This is a genomic window from Spongorhabdus nitratireducens (genome assembly GCA_947387575.1).
Lineage (GTDB): Bacteria > Pseudomonadota > Gammaproteobacteria > Pseudomonadales > Endozoicomonadaceae > CANDOC01.
In genome coordinates this window covers 164,949-177,852 of record CANDOC010000003.1, presented here as the reverse complement: position 1 = coordinate 177,852, position 12,904 = coordinate 164,949, and the positions used below count along the sequence as shown (strand labels likewise).

10 protein-coding genes are annotated in these 12,904 nt (G+C 47.8%); 4 read left to right on the top strand and 6 right to left on the bottom strand.

Annotated features, from left to right (window positions below; genetic code table 11):
* Window positions 1–2: 2 nt before the first annotated feature.
* The 6 genes from ACYZZ0_RS07350 to ACYZZ0_RS07325 are packed head-to-tail and all read right to left on the bottom strand — an operon-like array spanning window position 3 to window position 7,913.
* Window positions 3–1,148: a glycosyltransferase gene (locus ACYZZ0_RS07350; protein ID WP_461535952.1), complete on the bottom strand. Its 1,146-nt coding sequence runs from the start codon at window positions 1,146–1,148 to the stop codon at window positions 3–5.
* Window positions 1,145–1,885 carry an acyltransferase gene (locus ACYZZ0_RS07345; protein WP_461535951.1) on the bottom strand — a complete coding sequence of 247 codons (741 nt, stop codon included), beginning with the start codon at window positions 1,883–1,885 and terminating at the stop codon, window positions 1,145–1,147. The genes ACYZZ0_RS07350 and ACYZZ0_RS07345 overlap by 4 nt, the downstream gene beginning before the upstream one ends.
* Window positions 1,848–3,350 (bottom strand): O-antigen ligase family protein, encoded by a 1,503-nt coding sequence (locus tag ACYZZ0_RS07340; protein WP_461535950.1) that lies wholly within the window; start codon window positions 3,348–3,350, stop codon window positions 1,848–1,850. The genes ACYZZ0_RS07345 and ACYZZ0_RS07340 overlap by 38 nt, the downstream gene beginning before the upstream one ends.
* A gap of 14 nt (window positions 3,351–3,364) precedes the next feature.
* A complete protein-coding gene (locus ACYZZ0_RS07335; RefSeq protein WP_461535949.1) occupies window positions 3,365–4,801 on the bottom strand; it encodes a lipopolysaccharide biosynthesis protein in 1,437 nt (478 codons plus the stop codon).
* A gap of 42 nt (window positions 4,802–4,843) precedes the next feature.
* A complete protein-coding gene (locus tag ACYZZ0_RS07330) occupies window positions 4,844–5,860 on the bottom strand; it encodes a glycosyltransferase family 4 protein (protein ID WP_461535948.1) in 1,017 nt (338 codons plus the stop codon).
* Window positions 5,853–7,913, bottom strand: a complete 2,061-nt coding sequence (locus tag ACYZZ0_RS07325) for a putative bifunctional diguanylate cyclase/phosphodiesterase (RefSeq protein WP_461535947.1) — start codon at window positions 7,911–7,913, stop codon at window positions 5,853–5,855. The genes ACYZZ0_RS07330 and ACYZZ0_RS07325 overlap by 8 nt, the downstream gene beginning before the upstream one ends.
* A 434-nt stretch (window positions 7,914–8,347) precedes the next feature.
* On the opposite strand from ACYZZ0_RS07325, the gene ACYZZ0_RS07320 reads away from it, so the two are divergent.
* Genes ACYZZ0_RS07320 through ACYZZ0_RS07305 form a run of 4 tightly spaced genes read left to right on the top strand, consistent with a single transcriptional unit; the run spans window position 8,348 to window position 12,894 of the window.
* On the top strand, window positions 8,348–8,680 hold the full coding sequence (locus ACYZZ0_RS07320; protein WP_461535946.1) for an STAS domain-containing protein: 333 nt from the start codon (window positions 8,348–8,350) through the stop codon (window positions 8,678–8,680).
* A 40-nt stretch (window positions 8,681–8,720) separates the two neighbouring features.
* Window positions 8,721–9,500 carry a hypothetical protein gene (locus tag ACYZZ0_RS07315; protein ID WP_461535945.1) on the top strand — a complete coding sequence of 260 codons (780 nt, stop codon included), beginning with the start codon at window positions 8,721–8,723 and terminating at the stop codon, window positions 9,498–9,500.
* The gene (locus ACYZZ0_RS07310; RefSeq protein ID WP_461535944.1) at window positions 9,497–12,190 is read left to right on the top strand and encodes an SLBB domain-containing protein; all 2,694 of its coding nucleotides are present in this window, start codon (window positions 9,497–9,499) and stop codon (window positions 12,188–12,190) included. The genes ACYZZ0_RS07315 and ACYZZ0_RS07310 overlap by 4 nt, the downstream gene beginning before the upstream one ends.
* A complete protein-coding gene (locus tag ACYZZ0_RS07305; protein WP_461535943.1) occupies window positions 12,187–12,894 on the top strand; it encodes a CpsD/CapB family tyrosine-protein kinase in 708 nt (235 codons plus the stop codon). The genes ACYZZ0_RS07310 and ACYZZ0_RS07305 overlap by 4 nt, the downstream gene beginning before the upstream one ends.
* Window positions 12,895–12,904 lie beyond the last annotated feature (10 nt).

Genomic DNA, 12,904 nt, shown 5'->3' with positions numbered 1-12,904 from the left:
GCTCAGGTCTGGGGATGTTCAATGGCGGAAAGCCAGCCGTTTAGCTGAGCAGCCCGTGCCTGCCAGCTTTCATGAATAACCTGCTGCTGGCGATCCTGGCATTTATCAGCGGTTTCCAGAGCCCGGCGAAGGGTGTGGGCGAAAGGCTCCCGGGGGTTACGCAGGGTGAGGTGCTCCTCGTAAGCTTCCACTGCAGGGAAACGGGTTGTGGCAACAGGTGTGCCGCTGGCCATATATTCCCTGAGTTTCAATGGGTTACATGCCTTGATCTGCTCATTCAGAATGAAAGGCAGCATGGCGACATCCCAGTGCTGTACATAAGCTGCCAGCTCGTGATGAGGCTTGGCTCCCAGCAAGGTGATGTTGGGGATTGACTGTAACGTACTGATATCTGTACTGATATCTCCAATCAGAACAAACTGCCAGGATGGCAGGGCGGTGGCGGCTTGAGCCAGCAGCTCTTGGTCCAGCCACTCGGAAATGCTGCCATAGAAACCGGCAATATGTTCTGCCTCAGGTAAGTCATGGGGACGCTCATGTGGCGTTGAAAACAGTTCAAAATCAACACCATGAGGCAAAACCTGAGTCTTGTGCGCCGGGAACTTGCCTGCCAGCTGTTCACTGGCAACAACAATCAGATCGACCTTCTCGGCCAGTTCGGCCTCCATTCCGGCAATGGTTTTATGGTCAACACCCGCCAAAGCGCTGAAGTCATCTCCGCAATAATAGACACTGCCGCACTCATTGAGGGTGCCAACCACATCGACAGCGCTGGGCAGTGAAGTCCAGAGAATAGGTCTGACAATGTTTCGGGCTTCCAATACTGGCGTAATTGTACGATTCAGCAGGGAGCTGTTAATTTCCCGAATCAGCGTGCTTTGATAGAAAGGAATAACCCGCGGGTTAATAATGATCGGCTCGGCATGACGATCGGTAATGATTTCTTTACTCTCATCACCCTGGGGCTTCAGCATTTCCATGCCTTTATTCAAAACCCGGTTGAGGTCATGCAGTGACAGGCGAGGGCTACGCAGACCAATTGAATTTACCCATACCACCTGACGCTGGTTCATCATGCAGCGAATCAGATGCTGGGTGCTGCTTGGGTGTCCTCCCCAGTCTTCACCAAAGACAACCAGATCACTCATGATTCACTCCTGTGGGTAGCATTATTATCCGGGTGGGAGGGCAGCTTTTTTATGACTTTGGCTGGAATGCCCCCGGCAAGCACATGAGGCGGGAGATCTTTGGTAACGACACTGTTGGTAGCCACAATAGTACCTTCTCCAATCGTGACGTTACCCATAACGGTGACACCGGCAGCCAGCCAGGCATTATTGCCGATAATGATGTCGCCTACCTGATCATCCGTATCCGGCAGGCCTTGGGCGCGAGCTTCATGATCAACCGGGTGCCCGGGATATCCGACGATTCTGACTTTGACTGCCAGTCTGACGTTGTCGCCAATCTCTACCCGGTTACCGACAAAAATCTCGTTCTGCCAGCTGATACCCACATTGTTACCGATGACTAATTCAGGTTTTGTCTTGTTACTACCACGCCCGCTGATGGTTGAATGACCGGATACCCGGCAGTTATCACCCATCGTTATTTTCAGGGGCCCAAGCAACAAAGGCATGCCGCTATAGAGATTTAAGTTCCCGGGATTATTGGTAAGCCGGGTTTTGAATATCGGTGTCCAATATAAAATGCGTCCCAGGTTGGAAATAAATTCCGTAATAAAACGGTGAAGATGATAAAGCAGCCCGTGAACAGGTCGAATGACCGGGAACTGTGGATTGGTAATTGTTTTAATCAGTTTAAAAATAAGACGGGCAAAAGGTGAATTACCGGCCTTCAGCCATTGTTTGAATTTTTGCAGCATATGCGGTTCCGTTCCGCGCAGAATCATCCTTATTTCTATTCACTATAGCAGGCGCTTGATTCTTGATTTCACTCAATCGTTTTTCTTCTTTTCTCAGATCAATGTAATTGGCGATTGCGATGCTGATTGAAACGATAATATAAACCGGCCATAAGAAACCCTGACTCAAAAAGGTGCCGGAAACACAGAAGCCGATCAATCCGGCCATTGTGCCTACCGCTATCGCCCGAACATGTGGATCAGCATCAGGACCCTCCTGTTCGTTATCGAGCCAGGTAAGCGATCGGTAAATGGAGCGGAAGGTTTGAATAATCAGGTTGATAAACAGGAATAGACCGACGAAGCCGGCTTCTGCCAATACCTGAAACCAGGTACTGTGTGTAACGTGAGCTTGCCCCTCAGCACGGCTATGAGTGGCGTAATCCCAGTAATTATCGAGGAACAGGGAAAGCCCGACACCGGTCATGGGGTTTCTGACGCCCATATTAAAAGCCGCTTCCCAGGCATGAATACGACCCATGGCAGATTCATCGATACCATCTTCTGCGGCACCACCTGACTTTCGGTCATTGATGCCGGCTGCAAACACCAGAATCATCAGGCAGAAACTGCCAAGGCTGATTAATACCAGTTTTGACTTGATTACCCGCAGACCGAAAATACCCAGCACAGCGAGTGTCGCCAACAGACCACCACGACTCTGGGTGGCGATGATGGCCGAGACGAAAGTAAAAAAGGCAATAATACCCAGCAATGTTTTAAATTTGCCGGTGTCTTTAGTCACGATAAAAGCAATGGCATAACTCATCGGGAAACTGAGAACCAGAGAAAGGTCATTGGGGTCACCCAGACTGGTACCAGGAATAGTTACCCGGGTTTCCTCTACCAGACCAATACCGTTTGCCTTGTTAAACAGTGTTACGCCTGCCACCGCAAGCCCGGCAACCAGCAGGGAGAAGTGAGCCAGTTTGAAGTGCCAGCGCTGGGTCATCAGCCAGGAAATGGCGATAACCATGATGCCGATTTTCATATAAACCGATGTAAAACTGCCAAAAGCTGATGGCGGGAAGGAGGCAAATACAATACCGATAACGACCCAGCCGAAAAACAAAGCAAAAGATCGGTGCTCAGGCCGCCAGTAAGGTTTCACTTTCCTTGTCAGGATAATGTGCCAGAACAGTACAAAATAGGATCCCAGAGCTGTCAGTAAAGGGATTTTGATGGGGTCCAGCTGCGGAAAGACTTCATGCAATCGGAAAAAGGAAAACATGATAAATATCAGACAAACCACAAACGGCAGCTTTAGTAGATAAAATAATCCGATAGGCAGAATGGCAGGGCCGATAATCGCAAGGGGATGAGGAAATACAGCTGTAGCCGCACTGATAAGAAGACACCAGATGGTAACCGTATACACATGGTATTTAGGTTCCAGTGCTTGCTGGGCCAGCTCAAGCAGTTTCATTTCACTGCTTCCTGCTAGCGCCGAACATATTGCAGCATGACCATAATGCGGCGTGGAAACAGCATCAGACTCAATAATCCAAAGGCCACAACCCCAATGGCTATCAAGGCTGGCAGTATCAACCACTCATAAGGCATGAGAGGTGCCAGCTCAATACGACTGTACTCAACAGCAGCCAGCATGCCGGAAGCTGCCAAGAAAGAGGGAAGTACTGCTTTCAGGTAGTCGAGAAAATGAACCTTGAGGGCAGGTAGTACCTGCTGCAGATGAAAGATGAAGCTAATCACCGTAATAACCAGCCAGGCCTGACAGGCACCTGCAACACCGCCGACATTGATGCCGTAGATAATGACCGGCAGCATAACCAGTGATTGCAGCAGAATACGAGTGTTGCGACCCGGCTGCCCCATTCCGGTAATTGCTGTCGCCTGAATTTCTGAAAGCATTCGCAACGGGCTGGAAAAACACAAGACCTGAAACGGTACGATAGCAACCAGCCACTTTTCAGACAGGGTCAGATTAATCAGCTCGGGGGCTACGGCACTCATACCGAAATACATTGGGAAAAGAATAAAGGCCGCCAGCTCTGTTGATTTGATGAGGTATTTTCCTGCTTGCTCCGGCTCGTTCTGCAGCTTGGCAAAGGAAGAAAGACCAAGATGGTTCAGCAGTTCACCGATTTTGTCACTGGGCAGATTGGCCAGATTTCGGGCAACAGAGAATACCCCCAGCTCCACCTTGGTCATCAGGTAACCAATTGAAATATTGGGGAAAACATTCCAGCCATAACGCAGTACATCATTCAGGGTAGCGGTGCCGCCAAAGCCTGCCATTTTTGAAAACCCGTCAAAATTAAGGGCGGGTTTTACCCAGCAGGGCTGGAGTCTGATAAAGCCAATGGTCGAAACGGTTTTCATAAACAGGTGACCAAGAATCAAAGCCCAGACACCCATACCCAGTGCGGCCAGTACCAGAGTGAAAATACTGCTGGATAGTACGGTATAAAACTGAACCTTCTCCCGCTCCCTGAACAGCATTTTGCGACTTGCCATGGCATAAGGCAGCGTATGGAAAATCAGAATCAGGTGCTGGCAGGCCACAGCCTGCACTAACAGTGTGACCCGGGGCTCATCAAAAAACTCGGCTATCAGGGGAGCACTCAGGAAAAACAGCAGGAATAAGGCCAGGCAGGATAAGAGGTTGATTGTGAAAGCCTGACGCAATAACTGCTTGTTGAGTTGCTCAGCCTGAATCACTGCCTTGGCAATGCCGAAATCCCCCATCAGGGCAAAGACCCCGATAAAAGCCATGGCCATAGCCATCAATCCATAGTCGTCAGGAGTAAGCAGACGGATAAGAATCAGTGTGTTGACCCAGGTGAAAATCTGGGCAGCAAGGCGGAGCATGGCGCCCCATTTCAATCCCTGAATAACGGTATTCGACAGGCTCATCCTGAGTGTCACTCTGTGCCGTATGAATTATGTGTCTTTTGTTTAGTGTAGAGCCTGACGGTAAATCGCGAGAATACTCGGCACTAACGCTTCACAGGAGTAATGACTGGATACTGTCGTTATACAACTTTCGGCCATGGTTTTACGCTGCCCGGCATCTGTTTGACGCCATGCCTCTATATGTCGACAAAATGCTTCCAGATCTTCTGCCGGTGCCAGCCAGCCATTCTCTTCTTTGTTGATCAGTTGAGGTAAACCGCCGACCTGTGATGCCAGTACCGGGATACCATAGGACATCGCCTCAAGAGCAACCAGCGGCAGGCCTTCATCACGTGAAGTAATGCTGAGTAGCCCCAGTTGGGGCCAGTACTGCTCCATATTACGGGTCATACCCCTAAAGCAGACATTGTCTGGTGCTTTTGCTTCCAGCTCACTCCGCATAGGGCCATCACCAAAGATGATGAAGGGTTGGGATGGTACCCTTTTAGCCAATTCAATAAATATATCCGGGCCCTTCTCATGACTCAGGCGCCCGACAAAACCAATGGCCTGACCTGAGGACTGCACGCCCGGCTCGGGCATATCGACAAAGTTGGGAATGACCTTACGGTTGAAAGGAAGCTTGCTACCTATTTCCTCGCTGACAGCAATGTTGGCTGACAGAAAAGAAGTCAGGCGGTCGAGCAGGGTATAAATGCGCATTTTTCCCTGACCAAGGTCGCCATTATGAAAAGTACTGACAACGGGGATACCTGCGAGCTTTCCTGCGATTCGACCGGAAAGTCCGGCCTTATAGCCATGAGTATGAACCAGTGCCGCAGTTCGCAGCTTATTGCGAAGTTGTCCAAGCCCGCCATCCAGATACTCAAAATCAATCTCCAGAGATTTCAGGCTGTCTTCCATAGGGTGGGGCTGGTTGTACTTTTTCATAAACAGTACAAGTGGGTTGATACCATCCCGCTTGAGTGATTTGGCCAGTAGTAATACATGAGACTCAATACCACCCGTTCCGCGACTATCAAGCAGCAATACAACCGGGCCTGAAAAGCGATCAGCCATTACCATATTCCCTGTTTTGATCCCTGATCATGCTTTCGAATGCATCAGGAGAAACCGGCTTGCTGTAATAATATCCCTGTCCTTCATCGCATTCCTGGCAAGTCAGATACTGTTCCTGCTGCAGGGTTTCGACACCTTCGGCCAGAACAGTCATCTTGAAGCTTTTGCCCAGTTGGATAATGGCATTGACGATAACGTTGTTTTCACTGTTTTCCGGCAGACCATCAACAAAACTGCGATCGATTTTGACCTTGTCGAAGGGAAAACGCTTCAGATAGCTGAGAGAGGAGTAGCCGGTACCAAAATCGTCGAGAGCCAGTTTTACACCGATATCCTTGATTGCGCGCAGTTGACGACAGGAGCGTTCTACGTCGTTGATAAGGCTGGTTTCCGTGATTTCCAGTTCAAGGGTATGAGGTGCTATGTCGTACTTTTTCAACAGTTGGGCGACTCTGTCCGGTAGTTCGTCATCCTGAAGCTGGATAGCAGACAGGTTTACTGCCAGAACAATGTCTCGGTAGCCTTGCTGCTGCCAGTCATGGAGCTGGCGGCAGCCGGTTTCAAGAACCCAGTCACCAATCGCGATAATATCCCGGCTGTTTTCAGCCAGAGGAATGAATATATCAGGTGAGACAAGCCCTTTTTCCGGATGGGTCCAGCGCAGCAATGCTTCGGCGCCGATGATACGGGCATGGTCGCTGAATTTAACCTGGGGCTGAAAAACCAGGTGAAGCTCATCATGATCCACCGCATGGTGGAGGTCGGCCTCCAGCTTTTTTCTTTCCCGTATTTCCTGATCCAGACTTGCGATATAGAATTGATATCGAAGGTTTCGTCGACTTTTGGCCAGTAACATAGCGGCTTCAGCCTGCTGTAGAAGCTCTTCAACACAATGGCCGTCGTCGGGGAACACGCTGATACCTATGCTGGCTTCAATCGTAATGCTTTCCTTTACGGTATCGAAGGGCTTACCCAAATCGCGAAGAATTTTCTGAGCCAGTTCAGCCGCTTCTGCCGGTTGCTCTAGTGGCTGTACCATACAGAACTGATCACCACCCAGACGTGATGTGTAAACACCATTTCCGGCTATATCTCGCAGCCGGTCGGCAAGCTTTACCAGCAAATGGTCGCCGGTATGAAAGTTATACTGGGCGTTGATTTCAGTGAAATGATCCGGCCCGATACACAGGATGGCAAAACGCTGTGGTTGTTTACTGTTGTTTTTAATCAGGCGTCGTAAGTGTTTTTGTAATGTTCTCTGGTTTGGCAGGCGAGTTAGATAGTCGTATTGCGACAGTTTAAGAATTTGAGCCTCGGCTTTCTGACGTAGATTGAAATTACGTTCGATAGCACGCAGCAGTTGATTAGCCGTTCTGACCCATAACCCGAGTTCGTTGTTACGATGCCCTTTCAGGTAAGGAAGCTGCTCTTTTCCCGGATGTTCAGGGTCGATTTTAGACAGGTTACGGATCATCCGGTTAAGCGGACGGGTGAGAATGAGTGAGTAAATAAGATACAGCAGTAGCGCCATGGTAGCTGCGCGTACCAGACCAGACAGCATGATCACAATACCGCGGCGAATGAAATTTCTGCCGTAATATGCGGTATCTATATGAATCACAATATCGCCGAAGTAATCTGGATAAGGCTCTTCTGCAGTCAGAGGGGTTCTATAAATCCGGGAACGGTCAAAAATCTGGTCTGATATCCGGCGGTAACGACTCTTGCTGAAGGGGCGGGACATTTCAGCCAGGGGTTTTTGATCAGGGTGGACTATGGCTGCATATTGAATGGATTCGATCTCAAAGAGGCCTTCGAGTACTTCGACCGCCATCTCCTCTTCAATGCGGTATGCTGCCCTTGTGGCAGGATCACGTACCATCGACAGCATCTGTTTTGCTTCTGTATCAATGGCGTGGCCGGAGTTGTAAGCATCAAAGATAATCTGGATAGTACTCAGGACAATACCGATGAAACAGGCAGAAAGCATTACGACTTTAAACAGTCGTAATGAAAGCTTTGTTTGAGGACGCCCGGTATTTTGCGGTGTCATTGACCTGTACTTCGACCCTGAACCCAGTTGAGATCAAATAGCTCTCTTTTAAAGCGAGCTGTTAAATCAAGGCAGCGGCTGGAGACTCCAGACTCACCGAAAAACAACTGAATTAAATTAATTTTTAGGAATTCAAGGTCAAACTGCTGCCTTTGTTCCTGTAATAAATAAGTGTAGAGAGGGGTTTTATGGCATCTAATAAGAAAAAGGAATTTAAAAGTTTTCTGTTTTCAGGAAATAATCACTTTTATTAGTTTGATTTTTTATATTCCGAAAAAATATACATATTTTGATTAAGTCCTGAATTCAATCAAAACTCTTCGCTAGGATTAATTATGTAGAGCTGCCGTTTATTCGGATGTTTCTACTTAGCTAAAGACCCCGTTCATTATTAAGGAATCAAACGGGATCCATCCAGGGAAGGAGTAGAAGTAATGGATTACCAGACATTTCATGCCGCAGACTTTGATGTCGTTTCTCTTCAGTCAAAGTTTGACGCCGATACTGTGCCAGGTCTGAGAGGCCACTTTGAACACCTCATAAAGGACTGCAACGGCAACGTATTGATTGATATGAAATCAGTACAGGAGCTTGATTCATCCGGTGTTGGTGCTCTGGTATTTCTTTATAAGCGACTGAAGCAAAGTCAGCGTGAACTTGCACTGCTGGGTGTTCAGGGCAAGCCTCAAGAGTTGCTCTCTCTGTTGCGTATTGATCACACCATCAAACAATACAACAACCTGGCTGAATATCAGAATACCCCCTGATTTACTGAGGGGGGCTCTGAATTACATGTGAAAGGGACTTATGTTTTACCGTAACAGGCTGGTCGTTATAATTTTTACCCTGACAGGGCTGGTTGGCTGCTGGAGCTGGCCTGATGATTATGAACGATCTGTTGTTGATGTCCCGGATGTTAAAGCAGAGCAGCTATCTCCTCTTGTTGAAGTGGTTCAACAGAAAATATCTTTATTAAGTGGTCAAGGGGCTGATTACTGTTTACCGGGACAAATGAAAATTTTGAGACAGAGTTTGGGTGATATAGAAATCAACCTGGAACACGACTTCGATTTTGATGCCAGTGAAGATATTGTCAGACTCTATGACGATATAGAGAAAGTTTCTCAAATGCTGGATCTGATTGGCAGAAGAACTGAATGCATTGCTGAGTTTGAAACTAATCAGATAAAGCAGAAGAAAATAAAGAAAGTCGTAGCATCATTGAATTCAAACCTGAATTGCAGTTGCAAGATTTTTGAAAGTGACGAAAAGCTAAGCACCAGTTTTGTTGAAAAGTTAAGTGATAGTGCTCAAGTTATAAAAGCAAACCCGAATGTAATTATTGAAATTCATAAGCCTGATTTGCAGCATGACAATGACTTGATTGAGACAGCACTAGTTTCTTTTGGTGTCTCCAGAGAAAGAATCCTGAGTTTTACCTTTATTGATTCCGGTAAAACACCGGGTGGTAATACCCCATTCTTTGTGGCTACAGAGCGGATACTGTACCACGGAGAAAAAACAAAACGTTTACGTGACTGGGAGCTGAAGCAGGTAACTGCTGAATCAGAAAACCAAGAACAATGACAAGGTTACTTCACAACCTGTCGTTCAGTCTGTTGTTTGCCTGGCTGGCATGGCTGAATCCAGCAGCTGTAATGGCTACAGAATATGTAGCTGGAGATCGTATTTACAGGTCAACACCGTCTTACGATGATGCCAGCTGTCTGTATGCCGCTAACAGCTATGGCCAAATCAAGACAGAGGCAATGATTAGTGCTCCGGCTGCAATGAATGGCCTTGCAGGCTCTGCTTCTGATGACAATCCTTCCTCGGAAAATAACTCAAATTTCTGGCCTGATGATCTGATTTCTGATGTAACCGTGCTTGGAGATATCAACGAGCCGGGTGCCATACAAATTCCTTTGGGTTACACCCTTGATCAGATGCTGGAGCAGATCAGCAGTGATGCAGTGGAGTACTCAGACTCATCCTACTGTGTCGTCCGTCAGGGCAGTCGCCTGAATATTGATAGTGATGGCGCTGAACAGTTTGTGCTGCAGGGTGAAGATATTGTGATTGTTGCTCGTGGCGATCAACTTAAACCACCTGTTGTTCATAACCCTGAGCCAGTGCTTTCTACTGATGATAATGACGTTACTGCAGGTGCTGAAAAATTTGGAGCTGATGGTGAAACTGCAGCAGCTGATGTACCGGCAGAACATTTACCTCTTTCACCCGATGATATGTATGTTTTGCAAGCAGGCGACAAAATCTTTGTTGGCTTGCCTGATGAGAAAGAATTCAACCAGATCTTTGAAATAGACCGTGAAGGTGTCGTTCAGCTACCTGAAATCGGTTCCATTACACTGGCAGGCTTATCTCTGACTGAGGCCAGAGAAAAACTGTTTAGTGAGTTAAGCAAGGTCTTCCGCGGGCTGGATCGTCTGGTTGTTTCTCTGAAGGAAAGACAGATCTTATTGACGGTACTCGGATTTGTGGAGTCACCCGGGGAAGTTCAGCTGCCGGTTAACGGCAATATCCAGATGGCGATCAATGAGGCCGGTGGTCTCAGTGATGGAGCACAGATGGATAAGCTGCAGCTGAGAAGAGGTGATCAGGTCACATCCTTTGATTACAAGATGTATCTGGACACTGGTGACCTGTCGATTCTGCCTCAGCTACAAACACTGGATGTACTTTTTGTTCCTTCTTCTCCGATGCTGAGCAATATTCACGGTCACTCTGCGGATACCGGTGCAACCAGTACCGGAATGGAAGAAAAAGGCTTCAAGGTTCTGGGTGAAGTTTCAAAGCCAGGCAGTTATCCCTATAAAGAAGGGTTAACCGTTGTAGATCTGATAACTGTTTCTGGTGGTGTAACCCGTTATGCCAATGTTGAGCAGATCCGGGTGATATCCGGTAATGAGCCGGTCCTTTTCAATCTGAAGCAATATCTGGATTCTGGTGACAGCAGTTTACTGCCGACACTGGTTGAAGATTCAACAGTCTTTGTACCCAAACAAAGTGATGCCATTCGTTCTGGAACCAATGTTGTTTACATCATCGGTCAGGCAAACAAACCCGGTGCCTATGAAACCAGTGATAATGTGAATTTTCTTGATGTGCTGGCAAATGCTGGCGGTCCCAATCGATTTGCCGAGCTGAGACAGGTCAGAATTTTGAGATCGGATGGCTCGGTTGAGCCGGTCGATCTGAGTGCTTATACCGAAGGCAAGCTGGACTCTTTGCCTCAGCTTCGTCTCGGAGACGCAATCTTTATTCCGGAGAAAGGTGGTGATGGGACAGAAAAATCCTGGCTTAAGCTGCCTTCCGAGCGTGCCGTCAAAATTATCGGAGCCGTTAAAAAACCCGGCAGATACGAATGGTCAAATGAAGTCGATCTGCTTGATCTCCTGGGTAATGCTGGAGGGCCAACGCCTAAAGCCGATCTGGCCCATATAAAGGTATTGGCAAACGAGGACGGAAAACAGCTGGTTGCATTTGAGTTTGATCTCGATACCTTGATGAAAGAAGGTGGTGATCCATCTCTGCTACCGGTTATTAAGCCTGGTTATACGATTACGGTTCCTCAACTGGCTGAAAGCCCGACAGATAATAAAGGCAGTTGGATTCGGCAGCACCCTGACCGCTCTGTTTACATTATTGGTGATGTTGTAGCACCGGGTCGTTATGCTTTCTCTGAAGAAATGGATTTCCTCGATATATTATCAGCAGCAGAAGGCCCCAAGCCGGATGCAGACTTGAGAAATATCGTAATCAATCACCGTGGTGGAGCAGCGCCTCATGTGACCCGGTTCAATATGCTGCTTTATTTTGAAACCGGAGATGAAACGCTGCTGCCGCAAATTCAGGCGGGCGATAATATCTATATCCCTTCGCGCAAGGGGAACTGGATCGAGCAAAAGAAAAAGGACACTGTCAGGATTCTGGGGGCGGTGAAAACCAGTGGCCGTTACCAGTTCAGTCGTGAAATGAGCATCCTGGATGTTCTGGCTGAAGCTGGTGGACCCACCAAAACTGCTTATATCGAGAAAATTATTGTTGTCAGTATGTCTGGCAATCAGAACGAGGCCTACACCTTCGATCTGCTGGAATTCATGAAGGATCCTGATGTTTCTGATCTACCGGTGCTTCGCCCCGGAGATACCGTGTATGTGCCTGATAATTCCAACAGCCGCTGGGCGGTGGTGATGGAGAATATCAAGGACATCCTGAGCATTATTTCGCTGATTGCGCTGAGTAAGAGCCTATGATCCGGTTACCGATTAACTATCTGGAAGTCGAGACGGTTTACTCCAATACCATCGGTAATGGCATGCGCTCAGTAGCCCTGACATCAACCATGCCCGGTGAAGGTGTCAGCACCATGGCTTATGCACTGTGTAAGCGAAGTGAGGCGGCTCATCAGAAAACGCTGCTGGTTGAAATGAACATGCAGCATCCTGAAATCGGTGAGTTAACCGGGCACAATCATGAAAAATGGTATCCGGATATTCCTTCTGCTGATGCTTCGATTATTCATCAGAAAGGTGAACAAACGGATGTATTACCTGCTCCAGTGGATACGGATGCGCTGGTATTTCGAAATAACAGCTCCATGAAAGACTTGCTGGATCACTGGCTGGAAGAATATCAGGTGGTGATTTTTGATACTTCACCGGTCAATGCGATTAACTGCCGGAACATACCTGCGGAGATGGTATGTTCCATTGCTGATGGCACGGTAATGATGGCACTGGCAGGAAAAACCAGGCAATCAGATTTTTCCATTGCTGTTGAGCGACTGAACCAGGCCAATATCAACCTGGTCGGAGTTGTGTATAACGATATGCATAACCCCAGACTGGCAGATGAAATCGTTCGCGAAAGCCGCAGGCTGGACCGGCTCTTCCCTAATGCGATGAATCGTCTGAGACGCTACATCAGGCTTTCAGCATTTTTTAATATCAACCTGTAACCTGCTAATT

Excerpts from the sequence above, each read along its gene's own strand:
- ACYZZ0_RS07335 (WP_461535949.1), bottom strand. The coding sequence starts at position 4,801 with ATGAGCCTGTCGAATACCGTTATTCAGGGATTGAAATGGGGCGCCATG.
- ACYZZ0_RS07345 (WP_461535951.1), bottom strand. The coding sequence starts at position 1,885 with ATGCTGCAAAAATTCAAACAATGGCTGAAGGCCGGTAATTCACCTTTT.
- ACYZZ0_RS07320 (WP_461535946.1), top strand. The coding sequence starts at position 8,348 with ATGGATTACCAGACATTTCATGCCGCAGACTTTGATGTCGTTTCTCTT.
- ACYZZ0_RS07325 (WP_461535947.1), bottom strand. The coding sequence starts at position 7,913 with ATGACACCGCAAAATACCGGGCGTCCTCAAACAAAGCTTTCATTACGA.
- ACYZZ0_RS07305 (WP_461535943.1), top strand. The coding sequence starts at position 12,187 with ATGATCCGGTTACCGATTAACTATCTGGAAGTCGAGACGGTTTACTCC.
- ACYZZ0_RS07330 (WP_461535948.1), bottom strand. The coding sequence starts at position 5,860 with ATGGCTGATCGCTTTTCAGGCCCGGTTGTATTGCTGCTTGATAGTCGC.
- ACYZZ0_RS07350 (WP_461535952.1), bottom strand. The coding sequence starts at position 1,148 with ATGAGTGATCTGGTTGTCTTTGGTGAAGACTGGGGAGGACACCCAAGC.
- ACYZZ0_RS07310 (WP_461535944.1), top strand. The coding sequence starts at position 9,497 with ATGACAAGGTTACTTCACAACCTGTCGTTCAGTCTGTTGTTTGCCTGG.
- ACYZZ0_RS07315 (WP_461535945.1), top strand. The coding sequence starts at position 8,721 with ATGTTTTACCGTAACAGGCTGGTCGTTATAATTTTTACCCTGACAGGG.
- ACYZZ0_RS07340 (WP_461535950.1), bottom strand. The coding sequence starts at position 3,350 with ATGAAACTGCTTGAGCTGGCCCAGCAAGCACTGGAACCTAAATACCAT.